The organism is Acinetobacter pittii ATCC 19004 = CIP 70.29 (genome assembly GCF_000369045.1).
Classification (GTDB): Bacteria; Pseudomonadota; Gammaproteobacteria; order Pseudomonadales; family Moraxellaceae; genus Acinetobacter; species Acinetobacter pittii.
This window is the reverse complement of sequence record NZ_KB849796.1, coordinates 321,158-343,123: the sequence shown is the minus strand read 5'-3', so window position 1 is coordinate 343,123 and position 21,966 is coordinate 321,158. Positions and strand designations below refer to the sequence as shown.

16 protein-coding genes, 1 pseudogene and 1 riboswitch are annotated in these 21,966 nt (G+C 40.6%); of the genes and pseudogenes, 13 read left to right on the top strand and 4 right to left on the bottom strand.

Annotation, left to right across the window (positions count from 1 at the left end):
- Positions 1–39: 39 nt before the first annotated feature.
- Together F928_RS0103965 and F928_RS18070 are read right to left on the bottom strand one after the other, a co-directional pair.
- Positions 40–2,229, bottom strand: a pseudogene (locus tag F928_RS0103965) (TonB-dependent receptor).
- 230 nt (positions 2,230–2,459) lie between these two features.
- Positions 2,460–2,672, bottom strand: coding sequence for a DUF1737 domain-containing protein (locus F928_RS18070; protein ID WP_002122004.1), 213 nt, complete (start codon positions 2,670–2,672; stop codon positions 2,460–2,462).
- Between the two features lie 160 nt (positions 2,673–2,832).
- On the opposite strand from F928_RS18070, the gene gshB reads away from it, so the two are divergent.
- The 8 genes from gshB to lpxC all read left to right on the top strand — a co-directional run bounded on the left by gshB (position 2,833) and on the right by lpxC (position 12,069).
- The gene (gshB, locus tag F928_RS18065; protein ID WP_002121985.1) at positions 2,833–3,777 is read left to right on the top strand and encodes a glutathione synthase; all 945 of its coding nucleotides are present in this window, start codon (positions 2,833–2,835) and stop codon (positions 3,775–3,777) included.
- A 237-nt stretch (positions 3,778–4,014) separates the two neighbouring features.
- Positions 4,015–5,112: an undecaprenyldiphospho-muramoylpentapeptide beta-N-acetylglucosaminyltransferase gene (murG, locus tag F928_RS18060; RefSeq protein WP_005078668.1), complete on the top strand. Its 1,098-nt coding sequence runs from the start codon at positions 4,015–4,017 to the stop codon at positions 5,110–5,112.
- A gap of 11 nt (positions 5,113–5,123) precedes the next feature.
- Positions 5,124–6,572: a UDP-N-acetylmuramate--L-alanine ligase gene (murC, locus tag F928_RS18055; RefSeq protein ID WP_002122011.1), complete on the top strand. Its 1,449-nt coding sequence runs from the start codon at positions 5,124–5,126 to the stop codon at positions 6,570–6,572.
- Positions 6,573–6,609: 37 nt separating this feature from the next.
- Positions 6,610–7,536: a D-alanine--D-alanine ligase gene (gene ddlB, locus F928_RS18050; RefSeq protein WP_002121862.1), complete on the top strand. Its 927-nt coding sequence runs from the start codon at positions 6,610–6,612 to the stop codon at positions 7,534–7,536.
- A 2-nt stretch (positions 7,537–7,538) separates the two neighbouring features.
- On the top strand, positions 7,539–8,393 hold the full coding sequence (ftsQ, locus tag F928_RS18045; protein ID WP_002122049.1) for a cell division protein FtsQ/DivIB: 855 nt from the start codon (positions 7,539–7,541) through the stop codon (positions 8,391–8,393).
- A gap of 60 nt (positions 8,394–8,453) precedes the next feature.
- Positions 8,454–9,716 (top strand): cell division protein FtsA, encoded by a 1,263-nt coding sequence (gene ftsA / locus F928_RS18040; RefSeq protein ID WP_002122057.1) that lies wholly within the window; start codon positions 8,454–8,456, stop codon positions 9,714–9,716.
- A gap of 164 nt (positions 9,717–9,880) precedes the next feature.
- The gene (gene ftsZ, locus F928_RS18035; RefSeq protein ID WP_002121912.1) at positions 9,881–11,056 is read left to right on the top strand and encodes a cell division protein FtsZ; all 1,176 of its coding nucleotides are present in this window, start codon (positions 9,881–9,883) and stop codon (positions 11,054–11,056) included.
- 110 nt (positions 11,057–11,166) lie between these two features.
- Positions 11,167–12,069, top strand: a complete 903-nt coding sequence (gene lpxC, locus F928_RS18030) for a UDP-3-O-acyl-N-acetylglucosamine deacetylase (protein ID WP_002121967.1) — start codon at positions 11,167–11,169, stop codon at positions 12,067–12,069.
- Between the two features lie 97 nt (positions 12,070–12,166).
- Here lpxC and F928_RS18025 read toward each other — a convergent pair whose 3' ends face one another.
- Positions 12,167–12,613 carry a DciA family protein gene (locus F928_RS18025; protein WP_002121887.1) on the bottom strand — a complete coding sequence of 149 codons (447 nt, stop codon included), beginning with the start codon at positions 12,611–12,613 and terminating at the stop codon, positions 12,167–12,169.
- Positions 12,614–12,713: 100 nt separating this feature from the next.
- On the opposite strand from F928_RS18025, the gene F928_RS18020 reads away from it, so the two are divergent.
- The 5 genes from F928_RS18020 to F928_RS18000 all read left to right on the top strand — a co-directional run bounded on the left by F928_RS18020 (position 12,714) and on the right by F928_RS18000 (position 19,602).
- Positions 12,714–13,406, top strand: a complete 693-nt coding sequence (locus F928_RS18020; protein WP_002121983.1) for a M23 family metallopeptidase — start codon at positions 12,714–12,716, stop codon at positions 13,404–13,406.
- A gap of 249 nt (positions 13,407–13,655) precedes the next feature.
- Positions 13,656–16,373: a pyruvate dehydrogenase (acetyl-transferring), homodimeric type gene (gene aceE, locus F928_RS18015; protein ID WP_002121885.1), complete on the top strand. Its 2,718-nt coding sequence runs from the start codon at positions 13,656–13,658 to the stop codon at positions 16,371–16,373.
- Between the two features lie 2 nt (positions 16,374–16,375).
- Positions 16,376–18,364, top strand: coding sequence for a 2-oxo acid dehydrogenase subunit E2 (gene aceF, locus F928_RS18010; RefSeq protein WP_002121957.1), 1,989 nt, complete (start codon positions 16,376–16,378; stop codon positions 18,362–18,364).
- Positions 18,365–18,510: 146 nt separating this feature from the next.
- Complete coding sequence (locus F928_RS18005; RefSeq protein WP_005078662.1) at positions 18,511–18,789, top strand: hypothetical protein; 279 nt, start codon at positions 18,511–18,513, stop codon at positions 18,787–18,789.
- A 36-nt stretch (positions 18,790–18,825) separates the two neighbouring features.
- A riboswitch (yybP-ykoY riboswitch) is annotated at positions 18,826–19,011 on the top strand.
- A gap of 15 nt (positions 19,012–19,026) precedes the next feature.
- Positions 19,027–19,602 carry a TMEM165/GDT1 family protein gene (locus F928_RS18000; protein ID WP_005804434.1) on the top strand — a complete coding sequence of 192 codons (576 nt, stop codon included), beginning with the start codon at positions 19,027–19,029 and terminating at the stop codon, positions 19,600–19,602.
- A 59-nt stretch (positions 19,603–19,661) separates the two neighbouring features.
- Here the strand turns inward: F928_RS18000 and foxA are convergent, their stop codons facing one another.
- On the bottom strand, positions 19,662–21,824 hold the full coding sequence (foxA, locus tag F928_RS17995; protein WP_002121880.1) for a TonB-dependent siderophore receptor: 2,163 nt from the start codon (positions 21,822–21,824) through the stop codon (positions 19,662–19,664).
- Positions 21,825–21,966: the final 142 nt, after the last annotated feature.

Sequence of the window (21,966 nt, the reverse complement as noted above, 5' to 3'; positions counted from 1 at the left end):
GCATACTTCTAAAGAGGGTATGCCTTTTTAATATTTTACTTAGAACTGATAATTTAAACGCAATAACACATTACGTGGTGTGCCTGGCATGCTGTCTGAGCGCCAGTATTCTTTATTAGTTAAATTGTTCACTGCAAGTGTGACATTCCATGGGGCTGCACTATAGCCAATCGCTGCATCGACACGGTTAAAGCCTTCCATTTTTACTTGATTATTAATATTTGGATAATAAGAGCCCACATAGGTCACACCCACTTCGGTATACCACTGTTCAGTTGGTAAATAGCGAATAAATAAATTACCCGTGTTTTTAGATGTGTTGGCTAAATAGTTGCCTTCTTGTTCTGGTTTTTGTTTATCTTCTTTTACTTTTGCATCTGTGTAGCCATAACCACCGCGGACAAAGACATTATCAAGTACACGGCCAATAAAACTAAATTCAAGACCACGGGATTGATGCTGACCAGCAGTTGCCCATACTTCTGGTTGCTCATTAGGATTTGGTTTATAGCGGATATTATTCTTACGAATATCAAAGACAGAAAATTGTGTATTTAAACGATTATCTAACCATTCGCTTTTTACCCCAACTTCGTATTGCTCGTTATATTGAGGCTCTTTATCCATTTTTGTAACATCGGTGCTTCCAGTGACTTGGTTAACACCCATTTGTCCCCCAAATGGTGCAAAGCTCTTAGAGTAAGACGTATAAAAGCTATGTTCAGGAAGCGGTTGCCATACCAAACCAACATTCGGGCTAAAGCTGCTATCTTTTACATTACGGTGTTCTTTAGTCAGCTTGTTGGTGGTTGAAAAGTCAAAGTAATCGTAGCGGACGCCCAGCATGAGTTTAAGTTGGTCATTTAGACCAATTAAATCCTGCATAAATACGCCATAAGTTGTGCCTTAATTATAGTTGTGCTGTTTCATCACTAATGGGCCACTGCCACGACTGTACTCGCGTTCTCCTGTGATCGGATTAACGTAGCCGTAAATAGATCCATCTTTGGTAGCGTTCGCTAGACGTGGCTCTCGTTGTTCATAAGTCCAGTCTGTACCCACCATAATTTGGTGTTCAAGTTGGCCTGTTTTAAACTTGCCTTTAATATCAAATGTATTTGTCGTTGTTTTATTGTTGGTTTGTTGCCAGTAGTAAATTTGATTGATGTAGCCTTTTTTAGTGTTGCATTCTTTACCTTTTAGGTCGTTTCCATCTAACCCACAATAAGTTCCAAAGTAAAAGTGATCAAAGTTTTGTTCTGCTTGTCGGTAACTTGCTGCCCAGTGAAAGTTCCAATCAGGCGCATATTGATAATTCACATCAGTGCGAACCACTTGCAAAATATCATCAACATAATCGCCGTCTTGGGCAAATCCCATTTTAATTGAGGTTCCCGCAGGCAAGTTTTCATATGCTGGACCACGATCAGGCACACGACCTAATTTGTCATAGGTATATTGTGTGGTCCAAGTCAGAGTACCATCATCATTTTTATAAGTGAAACTTGGTGAAAACATTTCAATTTTATTTTCAATGCCAGAGCGGAAGCTGCCTGACTCACCATATTCTCCAGTCAAACGTACTGCTAAATTGTCATTAAGTACTTGATTGATGTCGGCAGTTGTTCCGTAGTTATCATAAGAACCTGCGTAAGCACCAACTGAACTTTTAGAGTCAAAATTGGCGAACTTGCTCACCATATTCACAACCCCACCGCCAGCGCTACGACCATATAAAACAGAAGCGGGGCCTTTTAAAATTTCAATACGTTCAATATTGGCTGTACTACGACGTACTTGTCCGCTTTCACGTATGCCATCACGGTAAATATCACCTGTATCGGCACCAAAGCCACGAATCGTGATGCCATCACCACGCATATCGTAACTGGTTGATACGCCTGGAGTGCCTTGTAGCATAACGCTTAAATCATTTGATCCATAAATTTTATATTTCTGAACATCAATCGTATCAACGGTTTGAGGAATATCTTTTTTGTCTAAACCGTTACGTGTGACATTGGCCTTGTCATAGTCGATATAACTTTTAATTGGGTCGAGCTCACTCATTGCCTCAATTTTTATGGTGGGCATGGTGGCTGCCACTTTTGCGGCTGAATCAGTCGGTTCCTCTGCGTAGGCACCTTGAATATTCAAGATCATTAAACTGAGTAAGCTCAGCGGGAAAAGACGCTTCATTTGGGGAGATGGTATAGAAATTCTTAACATAAAAATAAAATCAATTAACAAAAATAAAAGCATAAATGATAATTATAATCATTTAATTGTTTAGGATAAAAGAACTATTACCTTAAAAAATGACATATTTATTTTTTAATAACTGATTTTTAGTAAGTTAATTAGCAAATTAAACGAATTGTGCGAGTTGACTCATTAGTTTTTCTTGTTAATTGGGTTTTAAAGGGGGCTTTTCATCGATTAAAAGCACCCTTCTGGAATTACGCGTTATTTTTGAGAACATCTAAAATATCCATTTCTGGATCATAATTTTCATCAATTGTTTTGCAAATTGCTTGTCCCACAATGACATGCGTGCCGTTAAAGGTCATAGTGGGTGCTTCATATAACTCCCAACCATGATTCAGAGCTTTAGTCACTCGTGCACAAAAAGCAGAGTCATCGGGGCCAGTTAAATAGCGATAAAGTTTCATGTTTAGCCTTTAAAAATAATATTTTATGATCATAGTTTAACTGAATTTACCTTAATTCAAGATAAAGAAATAACCGATAAGGTTTTACTGAAATTAAGAAAAACCAGTGAAAAATCTCAGTTATACTCATGCTAATTTAAATTTTAAGAAGAGCTTGAGCATGCGTGTACTTGTCGTCATGGATCCGATTGAAACCGTAAACCTTAAAAAGGATTCAACCATGGCAATGTTGTGGGCGGCGAGCCGTCGTGGACATGAATTAGGTTATGCATTACAACAAGATTTATATATCGATCAAGGCAAAGCTTACGGCCTCATTTCACCGTTAAAGGTGTTCGAAGATTACAACCATTACTATGAGCTAGGCGAAAAGAAAAAAGAATCTATTGCGGCTTACGATGTTGTGCTCATGCGTAAAGATCCGCCGTTTGACATGAATTTTGTCTACACGACTTATGTGCTTGAGCAAGCTGAGCGCGAAGGTTCATGGATTATTAACAAGCCTCAGTCACTGCGTGATTGTAATGAAAAACTCTTTGCAACGCAGTTTCCAGAACTACAAGTGCCTACACTTGTGACATCGCAACAAAGTTTAATTCGTGAATTTATTAAAGAACATGGCGATGTAATCGTTAAGCCACTTGATGGTATGGGTGGTATGGGAATTTTTCGTTTATACCAAGATGGTGTAAATATTGGTTCTACCTTAGAAATGCTTACAGAGTTAGGTACTCGTCCAATTATGGCTCAGCGCTACATTCCTGAAATTGTAGAAGGGGATAAGCGTATTTTAATGGTAAATGGCGAACCTATTCCTTACTGCCTAGCTCGTATTCCACAAAATGGTGAAGTGCGTGGTAACTTGGCGGCAGGCGGTTTAGGCCAAGCGCGTCCGCTTACTGAAAATGATAAGCAGATTGCAGCGAAAATCGGGCCTTTCTTACGTGAAAAAGGATTGGTTTTTGTAGGCTTAGATGTGATTGGTAATTATGTCACTGAAATTAATGTCACTAGTCCAACCTGTATCCGTGAAATTGATGCTCAATTTGGTACATCAATTGCCGATGATCTATTTGATGTATTAGAAGGTGGTCGCACAGCTTAATTATTTATTTCGGGTGATTTTCAGCGGTATTTATTGGAAATCACCTGAAAATATATGAATTAATAAAATAACAATACTAAATACACCACAGCTTTGTAGGCATATTTTCAAAAAAGCACATCTTTCTGTTATAAACGAGTGAAATTAGCTTTTCGTTAATGAAGCTTTAGGATTAAAATAAACGGCTACAAAAATAGATGACAATTTCCATTGTTTTTTGAGTTGAAGAATTAGACCGTGACCGATTCACAGCAAAGCAAACCTAAACATGTCATGATGATGGCTGCCGGTACAGGTGGACATGTTTTTCCAGCCCTCGCCGTAGCCAAACAACTTCAACAACAAGGTTGTCAGGTTTCATGGTTAGCCACGCCAACAGGTATGGAAAATCGGTTATTAAAAGATCAAAATATTCCAATATATCAAATTGATATCCAAGGTGTTCGTGGCAATGGATTAGTCCGTAAAGTTGCTGCACCTTTTAAAATTTTAAAAGCCACTTTTAGTGCAATGCGCTATATGAAACAACTTAAAGTTGATGCGGTTGCAGGCTTTGGTGGTTATGTAGCTGGTCCAGGTGGTTTAGCCGCACGTTTGTTAGGCATTCCTGTACTGATTCACGAGCAAAATGCAGTTGCAGGTTTTACCAATGCACAGTTATCTCGTGTTGCTAAAGTGGTGTGTGAAGCATTTCCAAATACCTTTCCTGCTGGTGGAAAAGTTGTAACCACAGGAAACCCTGTGCGTCGTGAAATCACGGATATTTTAAGCCCAAAGTGGCGCTATGATGAGCGTGAACAAGCGGGCAAGCCTTTAAATATTTTAATTGTGGGCGGGTCTTTAGGTGCTAAAGCACTCAATGAACGCTTACCTCCAGCATTAAAACAATTACAAGTTCCACTCAATATTTTTCACCAGTGTGGTCAGCAACAAGTTGAGGCAACTCAAGCACTTTATGCAGATGCACCAGCTAATTTAACTGTACACGTTTTGCCGTTTATTGAAGATATGGCAAAAGCTTATAGTGAGGCAGATTTAATTATTTGCCGAGCTGGAGCACTCACGGTAACAGAAGTTGCAACAGCAGGTGTGGCCGCAGTTTTTGTACCACTCCCTATAGCAGTTGATGACCATCAAACTGCAAATGCCAAATTTCTGGCGGATGTCGGTGCTGCGAAAATTTGCCAGCAATCGACCATGACACCAGATGTTTTAAATGAATTGTTCACTTCGCTGATGAACCGCCAATTACTTACTGAAATGGCAGTGAAAGCGCGTCAACATGCCCAACCAAATGCGACTCAGCATGTGGTTGATCTTATCCAAAAAATGTAATCGGATTTACTATGTCTCCATCAACAGCTGCGAACCAAGCAAAAAAACTGATTAAAGTGCCTGAAATGCGCCGTATCAAACACATTCATTTTGTGGGGATCGGTGGTGCTGGGATGTGTGGCATTGCAGAGGTTTTGGGCAACCAAGGCTATAAAATTTCCGGTTCAGATATTAAAGCGTCTAAAACTACAGAACAATTAGAGAAAAATGGCATCAAAGTTTATATTGGCCATCAACCGGAAAATATTAAAAATGCCAATGTGCTTGTAGTTTCTACAGCAATTGATCCGGAAAATCCGGAAATTAAAGCTGCGATTGAGCAGCGTGTTCCAATTGTACGTCGTGCAGAAATGCTAGGCGAGCTTATGCGTTACCGTCACGGTATTGCTGTGGCTGGTACACATGGTAAAACCACAACTACAAGTCTTTTAACGACGATGTTGGCTGAAGAAAACCTTGATCCAACTTATGTTATTGGTGGCTTACTTAACAGTACAGGCGTAAATGCGGCGTTAGGTGAAAGCCGTTTCATCGTGGCTGAAGCTGATGAATCAGATGCATCTTTCCTTTATTTGCAACCAATGGCAGCGATTGTAACCAATATCGATGCTGACCATATGGATACCTATGAAGGTAGCTTTGATAAATTAAAAGATACTTTTGTACAGTTCCTTCATAACTTACCATTTTATGGCTTGGCTGTAGTTTGTGGTGATGATGCGAACATTCGTGAAATTTTGCCGCGTGTAGGCCGTCCGGTCATTACTTATGGTTTTAATGAAGATAATGATATTCGTGCAGTTGATATTGAACAAGATGGTATGCAATCGCACTTCACTGTATTGCGTAAAGGCCGTGAACCATTGCGTTTAACAATTAATCAACCAGGCTTACATAATGTTTTAAATGCCTTGGCAGCAATTGGTGTTGCAACAGATGAAGGTGTTTCTGATGATGCAATTAGCCGTGCATTAGAAGGATTTAGTGGTGTTGGCCGCCGCTTCCAAGTGCAAGGTGAATTTGAACTTGCTGATGGCAACGTTAAGTTAGTTGATGACTATGGACACCATCCGAAAGAAGTAGAAGCAACTATTAAAGCTGCACGTCAAAGCCATCCGGATCGTCGTTTGGTTATGTTGTTCCAGCCACATCGTTATTCTCGTACTCGCGATTGTTTTGATGACTTCATTGAAGTGCTCTCTCAAGTCGATCAATTATTATTGTTGGAAGTTTACCCTGCCGGTGAAAAACCTATTGTGGGTGCAGACAGCCGCACTTTAGCGCGTAGTATTCGTTTACGCGGACAAGTAGAACCAATTTTGGTCGATCCAGTTGAAGGTAATTTGCAAAACATCATGCAAAATGTGTTACAACCAAATGACTTGTTATTAACACAAGGTGCGGGTAACGTGGGAGCAATTTCAGTAGAACTTGCACAACACCATTTGTATGTGAAATAAACAAAAAGTATTGAATAATCGGGTTAAGGATTTAAACGTGTCAAATGCTACAAAATTCGGCAAAGTTGCCGTGTTGTTTGGTGGGAAATCGGCTGAGCGTGCTGTGTCTTTGGATAGTGGTCAGGCAGTTTTGGACGCTTTGTTACGTTCAGGTGTTCAGGCTGAAGCATTTGATCCACAAGACCGCAGTGTGACTGAACTTGTAAATTATGATCGTGCATTTATTGTATTGCATGGTCGCGGCGGTGAAGATGGCCAAATTCAAGGTGTGCTTGAATGGTTAAATCTGCCTTATACAGGAACAGGCGTGCAAGGTTCTGCTATTGGCATGGATAAAGTTAAAACCAAGCAAATCTGGCAAGGTAGCGATTTACCTACAGCGCCATATCGCATTATTACTAAAGAAACAGATTTAGATGCGGTGATTGCTGAGTTAGGCTTACCTGTCATTATCAAACCTGTACATGAAGGCTCGAGTGTCGGCATGAGTAAGGTTGAGAAAGCAGAAGACTTTGCTGCTGCAATTGAAAAGGCGACTCAGCACGATGCTGTGGTGATGGCAGAAAAATGGATCACTGGTCGTGAATTCACAATTTCATTCCTCAATGGACAGCCTTTGCCGGTTATTCGTTTGCAACCACCAGCAGATGTTGCTTTCTACGACTATGAAGCGAAATATCAACGTAATGATGTAGAGTATGGTATTCCTTGCGGTCTGAGTGAGACTGAAGAGAAAAACCTACAGGCATTGTGTTTACGTGCTTTTCAGGCGGTGGGTGCAGAAGGCTGGGGCCGTATTGATGCGATGCAGGATGAGCAAGGCAATTTTTGGCTTTTAGAAGTAAACACTGTTCCAGGTATGACCAGTCACTCTTTAGTTCCAAAAGCTGCTAAAGCTGTTGGCTATAGCTTTGATGAATTGTGTGTTGCGATTCTTGAGCAAACATTGGAAGGTACGGCTTAAATATGGCACAACTTCCGGCTTCCATGCGCCGTAAACGTGCGGCCATCACCTCTATTCATGATAAACCGCCTACGCGTAAGCAGAAGCTTGCGAATGCTGGTGGATGGGTGCTGTTGGTTATTGCTTTTGTAGTGCTGGCAGTCGGAATTTATGGGCTATATAAAGTTATTACAGATGCAACAGTTGCAAAACTAGAAGTTGTAGGTTCAGCATCTTCTGTTGAAACACAACAAGTGATGCAACATGTTGCTCCAATTATAAAAGCAAATTATTTCACATCTGATTTAGAACAGATTCGTGACAAAACATTAGAAATTTCATGGGTAGACCGAGTTGTCGTATCTCGTGCTTGGCCCAATGGTATTCGTGTTCGTGTCATGCCTCGACATGCTATCGCCCGTTGGGGAACAGGTCGCTTGTTAAGCGATGGAGGCGATGTATTTAGTGAGGCGGAGCCGACGAATCATCCTGAGCTTCCGTTGCTTCATGGGCCGGTAAGTCAGTCAAAAATGATGATGCGACGCTATAATGAAATTAATCAATTATTCCATCCTGTTAATTTACGCTTAAAAGAGTTATATCTGACTGAGCGAATGACTTGGTTTATGCAATTTGATTCTGGTTTACGTATTATTGTTGACCAAGATCAAACAATGAATAAGTTGCAACGTTTAAGTCATCTGGCACAATCTGACTTAAAACCGGTGTGGTCGAAAATCTCAGCCATTGATTTGCGATATCGTAATGGATTATCTATTCAATGGAAGAACGCAACACCACCTAAAATTGTGAATGGTCAGTTTGTTGTAACGAGTGATGACACAAGCATTGCAGGTGGAACAAAAGCAAAGCCATAATACGTGGCTTTAAAATAGGCAATTTGCCTGGTATTAAACAACAAAGAAATGGTATGAGTGATGAGTGAAGCTGTTCCCTCAGTTGTTGCGATTGACATTGGGACGCATAAAGTTTCAGTTTTGATTGGAAAAATTCATGCGCCGGATAACATTCAAGTTATCGGTATGGCAACTGCTCGCAATCGAGGCATGAATAAAGGAAAAATTGTAAGCCTCGATAAAGTCATTGCTGCGATTAAAAATGCTGTTGCTGAAGCGGAAAATATGGCCGAATGTCGCATTCATAGCGCATGGGTATCTATTCCGAGTACCGAGTTGCAAAGTTTTTATGCCTCTGGTCGCACACCAGTATCTAATCCAGCACATGTGATTACAACAAATGAAGTCGTGCGCGCGTTAGAATTGGCAAAAGCAAGTCATGTGACTTCTGATTACTATTTAGCAAGTGCAGTGCCGTTAGGCTTTGAGTTGGGTGATTCTGCTGAATGGGTGCAGAATCCAATTAATATGACTGCCCATAGTATGACTGGACATTATCAGTTAATGATGATGCCTATAGCGACTATGCAAAACCTTGATCGTGCCATGAAAGGTGCAAATATCGGGGTTGAAAAAATGGTGGTGTCTTGTCTGGCAACCGCTGAGGCAAGCTTACTGAAAGATGAAAAAGAGTATGGTGTTTGTTTAGTTGATATTGGTGCAGGCATTACCAATCTTGCTGTTTATCTAGATGGCCGTTTGGCTCTAGCGCGTACGTTGCAGCGTGGTGGTGAACACGTTACACGTGATATTGCTGCTGTATTGCAAACGACGACAGAAGAAGCCGAAAGAATTAAAATTCTGCATGGTTGTGTCGATTTAAGTGCTGTTAAGCCAGATCACATGATTCAGGTAGAAGGAATTGATGGCCCTCAAACAATTAGCCGAATTGAGTTGTCAGAAATTATTATTGCCCGTTATGAAGAGATCTTTAGCCAGATCCGCGATGAACTCGAACAAAGCGGTGCAATTCATGGTTTATACCATGGTGTAGTATTGACAGGGGATGCTTGTCAAATAGAGGGTATGGTGAGTTTAGCTCGTCGTATGTTGGGTGTATCTGCACATTTGGGTAATCCGCCGTTACAGGTTTATGCTGATGATCAACATCAAGCAGCCTTACGTCGTTCTATGTATGCAACAGCAGCTGGTTTGCTCATGTTTAGCCAAAGTGAGTTGCAAGATGCTGTTGAAGAGCCTGAAGAGGCAAATGACCGTTCGGTATGGGAACGAATGGTAAATGGCTGGAATGCGTTTAATAGCAAATTAAAAGCCATTTTTTAGGATGTATGTATTTATTGGTAGAATTGTTAGGAAGTTGTAAGAGAAAACCGCTGTACTTGACAAGGTTGGTATTGCACAGCATTCTTAAAATTAGTTATTTTTGAAAATCAAGGCAGTATACGGGCTGAAGTGACTGCCATAATGTATTAGGAACCCTAAAGGTCATGGCCTCATTTGAATTTATAGAAGATGAACTAAACGATGGCAACGGTCAAGCCCGTTTCACTGTATTTGGTGTAGGTGGTGGTGGCGGTAATGCCGTTCAACATATGGTGCAGTCTGATATTCAAGGCGTTAAATTCGTTTGTGCCAATACAGACAAACAAGCACTGGACTGTATGAATGCACCTTTCAAAATTCAGTTAGGCGAGCAAAGTACACGTGGTCTAGGTGCAGGTGCTAACCCAGAAGTAGGGCAAGTTGCAGCAGAAGAAAGCCGTGAAATCATTCGTCACCACCTTGAAGGTACGGATATGGTTTTCGTTACCGCTGGTATGGGTGGTGGTACGGGTACTGGTGCAGCGCCTGTTGTGGCTGAAGTTGCCAAAGAAATGGGCATTTTGACTGTTGGTGTAGTTACAACGCCATTTAACTTTGAAGGCCGCCGCCGTTTAAAGTCTGCTGAACGTGGTATTGAAGCACTTGAAGCACATGTCGACTCATTGATTATTATCCCTAACCAACGCTTATTGAGCGTATATGGCGATATTTCAATGAAAGATGCTTATAAAAAAGCTGATGATGTATTGTTAAATGCCGTACGTAGTATCTTTGACTTGGTTGTTAACCGTGGTCACATTAACCTTGACTTCGCCGATTTGAAAACTGCAATGAGTACTCGCGGTTACGCAATGATGGGTGCTGGTTTAGGTCGTGGTGAAGATCGTGCGCGTCAAGCTGCTGAACAAGCGATCCGTAGTCCATTACTTGATAACGTAAATATTATTAATGCCAAAGGCGTATTAATTAACATTACGGGTGGTGATGATATTACGCTACGTGAGACTGAAATCATTACTGACGTTGTGAACCAGATTGTTGACCTTGATGAAGGTGAAATCTTCTACGGTACAGTATTTGATCCAGATGCACGTGATGAATTACGCGTAACAGTGATTGCAACTGGTTTAACTCGTAATGCAGCAGATGCTGAACCAAGAAAACGTAATACGGTAAGCCATGCTTCGTCTCAATCAGCTCAATCTGTTGATGAAGATGACGTTCCTGCAATTAATAAGCGTCAAAACGCCGATAATGAAGTCAGTAGCACAGCAAGTTCTACTCCGCGTTCTTCTCCAATGAGTATTCAAGATTACTTGAAAAATCAGCAACGTAAGTAAAGTATCGTTAGATTTAATGAAGGGCAGTGTTTAAACACTGCCTTTTTTTATTTTTGATCAATGACTAAATATGCTAACGTATAGCGGTTTTAAAAAAGAAGTTACAAAGCATGGTGAAACAGCGTACTCTCAATCGTGTGGTAAAAGCGAGTGGAATAGGTCTTCATAGCGGTCAAAAAGTGATGATCAATTTCATTCCACATACCGTGGATGGGGGTATTGTATTTCGCCGTATCGATTTGGATCCGCCAGTCGATATCCCTGCTAATGCATTGCTCATCCAAGAAGCTTTTATGTGCTCCAACTTGGTAACCGGAGATATAAAAGTAGGCACAATTGAGCATGTAATGAGTGCGATTGCAGGTTTAGGAATTGATAACCTGATTGTTGAGGTATCTGCTTCTGAAGTTCCAATTATGGATGGTAGTGCTGGTCCATTTATTTACCTTTTAATGCAAGGTGGATTACGAGAACTGGATGCACCGAAAAAATTCATAAGAATATTAAAACCAGTTGAAGCACTCATCGATGATAAGAAAGCAATTTTTAGCCCTCACAATGGTTTTCAATTAAATTTCACGATTGATTTTGACCATCCGGCATTTGCTAAAGAATATCAATCTGCGACTATCGATTTTTCGACTGAAACGTTTGTTTATGAAGTCAGTGAAGCACGTACTTTTGGTTTCATGAAAGATTTGGACTACCTGAAGGCAAACAATTTAGCACTAGGTGCAAGTTTAGATAATGCAATTGGTGTAGATGATACAGGGGTCGTCAACGAAGAAGGTTTACGTTTCGCTGATGAATTTGTTAGACATAAGATTTTGGATGCAGTTGGTGATTTGTATTTGCTTGGTCATCAAATTATTGCCAAGTTTGATGGCTATAAATCAGGACATGCTTTAAATAATCAGTTGTTACGCAATGTTCAAAGTGATCCGAGTAATTATGAAATTGTAACATTTGATGACGAGAGTCAATGTCCAATTCCATATGTGAGCGTGACATAAGTCCTTGTCTTTACTTGGCTACGTTATAATGTAACATTAAAAAGTGTGATTATAATCACATAATAATAATGATTCTAATTAAGAAATAGAAAGCTCGTCATTTTTTATTGCTTGCCAAACGTAGTAAAGCTTGGCTAAGCTTAGGGTCGCTCACGAAGTCGGCTGCACTACGTAACATTTCTTGTGTTTCCGGGGGAATGGGTTTAGATGGCTCAGATGAGGGTGTATTTGGAATGTTTTTATTTCTCAATCGGACCTGAATTCTTTGTAAGTCTTTTAACCCTTCAAGCTGAGATAATTTAGATACATATTGGTTCTGTAAATAACTGAGTTGACTAATCATCGCTTGATTTTCACCAGTAATGATTAAAGAGCCATTTTGATAACACACGACCTGCCATTGTTCCGGTTGGGGCAATAAGGGTTGGATAATTTTCGTAAGTCTTTGCCATTGCGCGACTTGCGTTGTTAGAAACGTAAGGTTTCCTGTTTTTATGTGTTTTCCGGTTTGTTGAAAAACGTTATCGGGTTTAGACATGGTCATTCTCGGATGGATTCTTGTCTTAATCTTAAGCGTTCATTTCAATCGATATCAAGGAAGAGATCATAAGGAACTTGAGTAAGAACAGTTTCAAGAGGTTTTTATGCACACGCGTCGTATTTTATTAGCGTTTTCACTTGCCGCTTCGGCAGCATCAGTTGCTTTTGCAGATTATCAAACAATTAACCAATCTACTGACTCAGATCGATTGGAACAGCTATCAAAAACATTATCTCAAGGTTCATATACTCATCCTGACGATTTAGATCTTCCGGCGAGTGCGAAAGTTTCAGTGACCTTACGCCAAAAAACAGTTGAACTCAACAATGAGTCGCTCGCAAAGAAGTACGGTAACACAACCGCAAAAAATTCTTTTAATGCCTCTTCTTCAAATTCTTACTCTTGGTTAGTTTCTCACCCTCTTCCTGATACTGTACGAGTTTCTTCAAACTTTGGTGGCCGCACTATGGGCGGTCGTGCAGAACATCATGGCGGATTAGATATGGCTGCTCCGAGTGGCACACCAATCTATGCTACAGGCCCAGGTATTGTAACTAAATCTGGCTGGGGCACTGGCTATGGTCAATATGTTGAAATTAACCACGGCAATGGTTATTTAACGCGTTATGCTCATGCTTCACGTTTAATGGTGCGTGTAGGCGACCAAGTCTCTGCCGGTGAACATATTGCTAATGTAGGGTGTACAGGTCGCTGTACAGGTCCACATTTGCACTATGAAGTAGTAAAAGATGGTCAACGTAAGAACCCAACTACTTACTTGGCGATGCTTCCATAAAAGCATAGTTAAAAAGGTAAGGTTATTAAATTTATGAATCTAAAACTAAGCTAAACCTTTTTTAACGCAAAGATTGTATAAAAAAACGCCATTATTGGCGTTTTTTTGTTATTTTGTTTACTGCTCGGTCAATGACTATTCATTCAGAAAATAATAGGGCCCCCTCACATTCACCCGAGGCAATAACTTGAAAGGGGTAAAACGTGGTAAAAATACAAAGTAGATTAGAGAACAAGGAACAGGTGAATTATGGCGTTTTACGGTGACTCCGACGCACAAGAAACCCAAGAATGGCAAGATGCATTCGATTCAGTTTTACAACATATGGGAACTGAACGAGCGGCATTCTTGTTGGAAAAACTTTACCAACAAGCAATTGCTAAGCATGTTCCAATTCAACGTCTCAATACACCTTACTTAAATACAATTTCTGTTGAAGAACAACCTGCAATGCCAGGCGACCAAGATATGGAACGCCGTATTCGTGCATTGATTCGTTGGAATGCCTTAGCAATGGTACTTCGCGCGAATAAAACAGGTGATGATTTAGGTGGACACTTAGCGAGCTTCGCATCAAGTGCAACATTATATGACGTAGGTTTTAACCATTTCTTCCGCGCAAACAGCAATAGCTTTGGCGGAGATATGATTTATTACCAAGGGCACTGTGCTCCTGGTATTTATGCACGTTCATTCCTTGAAGGACGTTTAACTGAAGAACAGTTAAGTAATTTCCGTCGTGAAGTTGGCGGTAACGGTTTACCAAGCTATCCACATCCATATTTAATGCCTGACTATTGGCAATTCCCAACCGTATCAATGGGTCTTGGTCCAATCATGTCGATTTATCAAGCACATATTCAAAAATATTTGATGAACCGTGGCTTGATCAAAGAAGAAGATCGTAAAGTTTGGGCTTATCTTGGCGATGGCGAGATGGATGAGCCAGAAAGTACTGGTGCTATTTCACTTGCTGGTCGCGAAAAGCTTGATAACCTTATCTGGGTTGTTAACTGTAACTTACAGCGTTTAGATGGTCCTGTACGTGGTAACGGTAAAATCATTCAAGAACTAGAATCTTTATTCCGTGGTGCGGGCTGGCGTGTCATTAAAGTGGTATGGGGCCGTCATTGGGACCCACTACTTGCAAAAGACAGCACAGGCGCTTTAAAAGCGGTAATGGAAGAGACAGTTGATGGTGAATACCAACGCTATCAAGTGAAAGGTGGTGCATACACACGTGAGAAATTCTTTGGCAAGTACCCAGAAGCTGCGGAACTTGTAAAAGATTTAAGCGATGAAGATATCGATAATCTTAACCGTGGTGGTCACGACCCTTACAAAGTGTTTGCTGCCTATGCAGAAGCAATGAAAGCTAAAGGTCAACCAACAGTTATTCTTGCGAAAACTGTTAAAGGTTACGGTTTGTCTGAAGAAATTGAAGCGGTGAACAAAACTCACCAAATCAAAAAAATGCAGATCGACTCTTTGAAATATGTACGTGACCGTTTCAATCTTCCATTTACAGACGATAAGTTAGAAGAGCTTCCATTCTATCGCCCAAGTGAAAACTCTCCAGAAATGAAGTACATGAAGGCGCGTCGTGAAGCGTTAGGTGGTTACCTACCTGCACGTCGTAAAGAGAGTGAAATTTTAGCGATTCCTGAATTATCTGTATTTGATGCTGTATTAAATGGTTCAGGTGGTAAAGAACAATCTACCACTATGGTGATGGTTCGTTTAATTGCTTCTTTACTCAAAGAAAAAGCGATTAAAGACCGCGTAGTACCAATCGTTCCAGATGAAGCACGTACTTTTGGTCTGGAAGGTATGTTCCGTCAGCTCGGTATCTATGCCGCTCACGGCCAAAAATATACCCCAGAAGACCAAGAACAATTAATGCATTACCGTGAAGCAAGTGACGGTCACATGCTTCAAGAAGGGATTAACGAAGCTGGTGCAATGAGTGCATGGGCTGCGTTGGCAACAAGTTATTCAACGAATAACTTGCCAATGATTCCAATGTATATGTACTACTCAATGTTTGGTTTCCAACGTATTGGTGACATTGCGTGGGCAGCTGGTGATGCGCAAGCTCAAGGTTTCTTATTAGGTGCAACTGCTGGTCGTACAACGTTGAACGGTGAAGGTCTACAGCACCAAGATGGTCATTCACATATCTTGGCGAACACAATTCCAAACTGTGTATCTTATGATCCATGTTTTGGTTATGAATTAGCTGTAATCGTACATGACGGTTTACAACGTATGTATGTGAACCAAGAGCGTGTGTTCTACTACTTAACTGTAATGAACGAAAACTACGAGCATCCTGCAATGCCAGAAGGCGCTGAGGAAGGCATTAAACGTGGTATGTACTTGTTCGAAAAAGATGAAAAAGCAACTGTTCAATTGCTTGGTTCAGGTGTAATTCTTCGTGAAGTAATCAAAGCTGCGAAAATCTTACGTGATGAATATCAAATCCACTCAAACGTTTGGAGCGTAACAAGCTTCAATGAGTTGTCACGTGATGGTATGGCATGTGAAGAATACAACCGTTTACACCCACTTTCTGAAGAAGTGAAAGAATCTTGGGTATCTAAACAGTTACGTGGTACAGAAGGTATCGTTGTTTCAGCAACAGACCATATGCGTGCTTACAGCGAACAAATCCGTGCTTATCTTCCAGATGGTCGCCCATTTGTTGCATTAGGTACAGATGGATACGGTCGTTCAGATACACGTGCTAACTTACGTAGTTTCTTTGGTGTTGATGCTGCACATATCGTTGTTGCTACTTTGAAAAAATTAGCTGACGAAGGTGAAGTGGACGCACGTTTAGTTAAAGACGCAATTTCTAACTTTGAGTTAGATACTGACCGTCCAGTGGCATGGGCTCCTCAAGCGCATCCAGAAGTTCAGGCAGTTGCTGAATATAATGAAACGCAAACAGGTGAGGGGAACTAAGCATGCAAATTAAGACCCCTGATATTGGTGTAGATAAAGCAGTTGTTGCTGAAATTTTAGTAAAAGTTGGCGACAGCATTGCAGAAAATGACAGCCTTGTTTTGCTTGAGTCAGATAAAGCCTCTGTTGAAGTGCCTAGCACTTCAGCAGGTGTGGTAAAAAGCATCTTAATCAAAGAAGGTGATAGCGTAACTGAAGGTACGGTATTGCTTGAACTTGAAGCTGAGGGTGCTGCACCAGTAGCTCAAGCAGAAGAAGCTCCAAAAGCTGCACCAGCAGCTGAACAAACAGCAGCACCGGCAGCGGCTCAACAGCCTTCAACTGCTGCTCAACCAGCAACGGCAACCACTAGCCAAGTGGTTGAAGTTCAAGTTCCCGATATTGGTGTTGAAAAAGCACTAGTTGGTGAAATTTTAGTAAAAGTTGGCGAACAGATTGATGTTGAACAAAGCATCGTTGTGGTTGAGTCTGACAAAGCAACTGTAGAAGTACCAAGCAGTGTTGCAGGTACTGTAGAAAGCATTCAAGTTAAAGAAGGCGATACAGTTAAAGAAGGTGTTGTGCTCATTAAAGTAAAAACAACATCTGCATCTAGTGCGCCAGCTGAGGCGCCTGCTTCTACAACAGCAGCTCCGGCGGCAGCACCTGCACCAACTCAGCAAGAAACTGTAGCATCGACTGCTACTCAATCTGGACCGGTTGACATTAACGTTCCTGATTTGGGTGTAGATAAAGCAGTTGTTGCTGAAATCTTGGTTCAGGTTGGTGACAAAGTTGATGTAGACCAAAGCCTTGTTGTTGTTGAGTCAGATAAAGCAACTGTGGAAGTTCCAAGTACTGTTGCTGGTGTTGTGAAAGCAATTCACTTGCAAGCAGGCCAACAAGTTTCACAAGGTGTATTGCTGGCAACAATTGAAGCTGAAGGCCAAGCACCTGCTGCTGCACCAGCGGCGAAAGCAGAATCAGCTCCAGCTCCGCAGGCAGCAGCGCCTAAAGCAGCAGCTCCTGCTGCGACTCAGTCTGCGCCTGTAGCGTCAACATCTGGTGCTGATAAGTTAACGAAAGAGCAAGAAGCTGAAAATGCTAAAGTATATGCAGGCCCTGCTGTTCGTAAGCTTGCTCGTGAACTTGGTGTAGTTTTATCTCAAGTTAAAACTTCTGGTGAACATGGCCGTGTTGTTAAAGAAGATATCTTTGCTTATGTGAAGAGTCGTTTAACTGCACCGCAAGCGGCGCCAGTTGCTGCGGCTGCACCAGCGGTTTCGGGTTTGCCAAAGCTTCCTGACTTTACTGCGTTTGGTGGTGTGGAAGAAAAAGTATTGACACGTTTGCAGCAAGTTTCAATTCCGCAATTGTCGTTGAACAACTTTATTCCGCAAGTCACTCAATTTGATTTGGCTGACATTACTGAGTTGGAAGATTGGCGTAATGAGTTAAAAGGCAACTTCAAAAAAGAAGGTATCAGCCTGACGATTATGGCATTCATTATCAAAGCGGTTGCATATTTGTTGAAAGAAGAGCGTGAATTCGCAGGTCATCTATCTGATGACGGTAAATCAGTGCTCTTGCGCAATGAAATTCATATGGGTATTGCGGTAGCAACACCTGATGGTTTGACAGTACCAGTACTACGTAATCCTGACCAAAAATCAATTAAGCAAATTGCAGTTGAATTGGGTATGTTAGGTCAAAAAGCACGTGATAAGAAATTAACACCGAAAGATTTGCAAGGTGCGAATTTCACCATTTCAAGTTTAGGCGCAATTGGTGGTACAGCATTTACACCTCTTGTGAACTGGCCACAAGTTGCAATTTTAGGTATTTCACCCGCAACAATGCAGCCAGTATGGAATGGTAAAGACTTTGATCCACGCTTAATGTTGCCGTTGTCGTTGTCTTATGACCACCGTGTAATTAATGGTGCAGATGCTGCTCGCTTTACTAATAAGCTTACGAAACTTCTTAAAGATATTCGTACTTTATTAATCTAATATTTTTAAATGAATCATTAAAACCTCGCTTCGGCGGGGTTTTATTTTGATATTTAATTTAATTGGTTTTAAGTTAATCTAAGGACGAAAAATGAAGTGTCGAGAGAGGAGAAATTTCTCGTTAGTCGGTAAAGGAGAAAGAATAAATGGTAGGATTTTTAAAAATCATGGTGCCGATTCTATTAATTGTATTTTTATTAATGGGGGTATGGGTGAGTGTTTTACACTTTCCCTGGGAATGGATGACTTACGTTGCAATGGGCTTGGAAGTATTTCTAGCAATGCTTATTTTGCCATTTGAATTTCAATCTCAGCACGTAACTGGCATTAATCATTTTGGATTTATTAACTTAAGTATTGGTTTAGCTTTATTATTGGGTCTAGGGCGATTGTTAGTTTGGGCGTGGATAAAATTTTTTGCCTGAATGTTTGAAAAATAGAACTACTCGAATATAATAAACGCATACTTCATTGGGGAGTAGCCGCTATTCATTTCTAAATGAATAGGTGATGATCAACATAATTGTTCAACAGAACATGGTCATCATAGCTTAAACGTCTCATCGTTTCTGAGTTGGCAAGACCTTTGATTTACCACTCTGCAGATATTTGGCTAGCAGGAGGGGTAGGTCATGGGCATTTATGCTAGCCAGAGAAACGACATGCAAGAATTTCTGATTTCTACTTCGATTGTTGCCCTTGCTGAAATGGGCGATAAAACCCAATTATTGGCCCTTTTACTGTCTGCACGTTTCCGTAAGCCAATCCCTATTCTTATTGCGATTCTTTTAGCTACTCTAATTAATCATGGTATTTCTGCTGTACTTGGACAGTGGATTACGACCGTGTTGAGCCCCGAAATTTTAGTCTGGGTTCTTGCAGCTGGCTTCATTGGTATGGCGTTCTGGATGCTTATTCCAGATAAGCTCGATGATGAAACGGATAGTATTAACAGATGGCAAAAATTTGGTGTTTTTGGTGCTACCTTCATCTTATTTTTCTTAGCTGAAATTGGTGACAAAACCCAAATTGCAACAGTCGCTTTAGCTGCACGTTATGACAGCATTTTTTGGGTGATGTTAGGTACAACCTTAGGGATGATGATTGCCAATGCGCCAGCTGTATTTATTGGTAATAAATTGGCTGAACGTTTATCTATCTCGCTCATTCATAAAATTGGTGCTGCTATTTTCTTAATTGTAGGTATCTCTACTTTAGTACAGCATTATTTTTTCTAACGCATTTTAAGCTGCGAAAAAAACGCACTCGAATCGAGTGCGTTTTTTTATAGGTAATTTTAATAGTTAAATTTCACAGTAAAGTTAATTTGACGTGGATTACCTAAAGTCACCAAATTTTCATTTAAGGCACCTGCATAGTAATCTTTATCGAATAGATTACGGATTGCTAGTTGAGCACCCCAATATCCTGCATCATAGCCAGCTTCTGTATCAAATACGGTATAGCCTGGAATATGGACATCTAGCTTATCCATAGTTTTATAAGTTTCACCACGGAATCCACCGCCGATATACCAACCAAGTTTTGAGGCAGGGTCAAATTTATAACGAGCCGACAGACTGTAAGCATGTTCAGGAATATTATCGAGTGCTTTTCCTACATTGCTCACATTTGCATCTTTACTAATTTCAGCATCAATTGTGTAGGTATAGGCAGCCGTTAATTTTAAACCTTCTAAAATTTCTGCGCTTAGCTCAGTCTCGATACCACGAGTTAATTGTTCGCCACGCTGAACTTTCTCACTCGTATTAATTGGATCATTAACTACAACATTCTGACGTTTTAGGTCATACCAAGCGATAGCACCTTGAACTCGTTGATCTGGGCTTTGTAATTTCATTCCGACTTCAACCTGTTTTCCTTCTTCAGGTTTGAACGGATTGTTATTTACATCAGTACCGCTATTTGGGGTAAACGAGGTGGCATAGCTGACATAAGGAGCCACAATGTCATTAAGGGTATACATGACAGAGGCGCTGCCCGTAAATGCTTCATCAGACTGTTTACTCGTGTTGCTGTTAACCAGACTTGTAGTTTGAGTTTGCGCCCAGTCTTGACGACCAGATAAGCTTAAAAGTAATTGGTCATTAAGCTGAATACGGTCACGAATATATAATCCTGTGTATTTTAAGCGGTTAATATCGTGGTTGCTGATAGGATTGGAACAGGTAACAGTTTGCCCATATACAGGAGCATATATGTTTAAATCCCCGACATTACAACGGTTGTTGGTGTAATCACTTTTTTCCTGAAAAGCATCTACCCCAATATTAAGGTCGTGCTGCATGCCATATAAATCAAACTGTTTATTGAAACGGTTATCGATGGCAAAGCTTAAATTATCAATAATTTGGTGGCGGCTATTATTTTTACGGCTAATGGTTGTGTAGTCGATTTCACCTTGTTTGTTTTTTGCCCAAAAGTTGTTGCCCGTGCGAGCAAAGACAGCGGTACCATCCATTTCAGTTTTTTGTACGGCAAAGTTCTGATTAAAGTTCCAACCGTTATCAAAAGCGTATTTAAAGGTATAACCTGTACGGTAAACATCGGCCTCATATTTACCAAAATTAGGATCGCCAATATATAAACTTCGGTCTATAGCGCCGTTAGGGTTATCTTTTAATGTACCAATGACAGGTAACCCTTGTTGACGGATGTATTCGCGATGCTGATAGCTTGCGATGACAGATAGATCAGTGTTATCCCCTAATTCAAAGTTATAAGAGGGAGAGATGTAGTAATTTTTAAAATACACATAATCTGTTGGGTCATCTTGGTCAGAGATACGACCATTTAAACGGAAAGCACCTTTTTCACTATTATTAGGACTATAGTTTAAATCGAACGTTCCTTCTTTAAGGTTGTAGCTGCCATAAGTCATAGTGGCCCGAGCAAAGCTTTCAGCTTGAGGGCGTTTAGTCACTAAGTTGACCATACCTCCTGGAGCAACCAAACCAAAATTAATAGAGGCAGGCCCTTTTAAAACTTGTACCTGATCCATGCCTGATAACTCAGTAGCAACATACGTATTTTGGCCTACTCTTAAACCATCTACATAAACTGAATCAGAAGAAGTTTGTCCTCGAATAACAAAATCATCCCAACCACGACGACCAAGTTTCCCAGCTTCTACGCCTGCGACACCTTCAAGGGCATCTGCTAAAGTTCTTGCTTGTTTCTGGTCGAGCTGTTCGCGGGTTACTACCGAAACCGACTGAGCAGTTTTAAATAAGGGTGCATCTGATTTTAAGGCAGAGTTTGCTTTCGTTGCGACATAAGGTGAAGTGCTTTCTTTTTGCGCTTTAACAGAAATCGTGGGGAGAACACTGGTCGAATTTTGTTGTTCTGTTATTTCTTCAGCATGACTTGCTGTCATCGAAGTAAAAATAGCAACTGCTAACAATGTTTTTGATGTTGAAAAACGGAAGGGTTGATTCATGGGAGGCCTAAGCAGCACAAAAAATAAATTTGATAATGAGAATTATTTTAATTTATTGTGGTTTAATTTTAAATAACATTATGATTCATTTATAAAATAAGAAAAGCAAAATCAATTTTAAAATATTATTAGAAAAATAAAG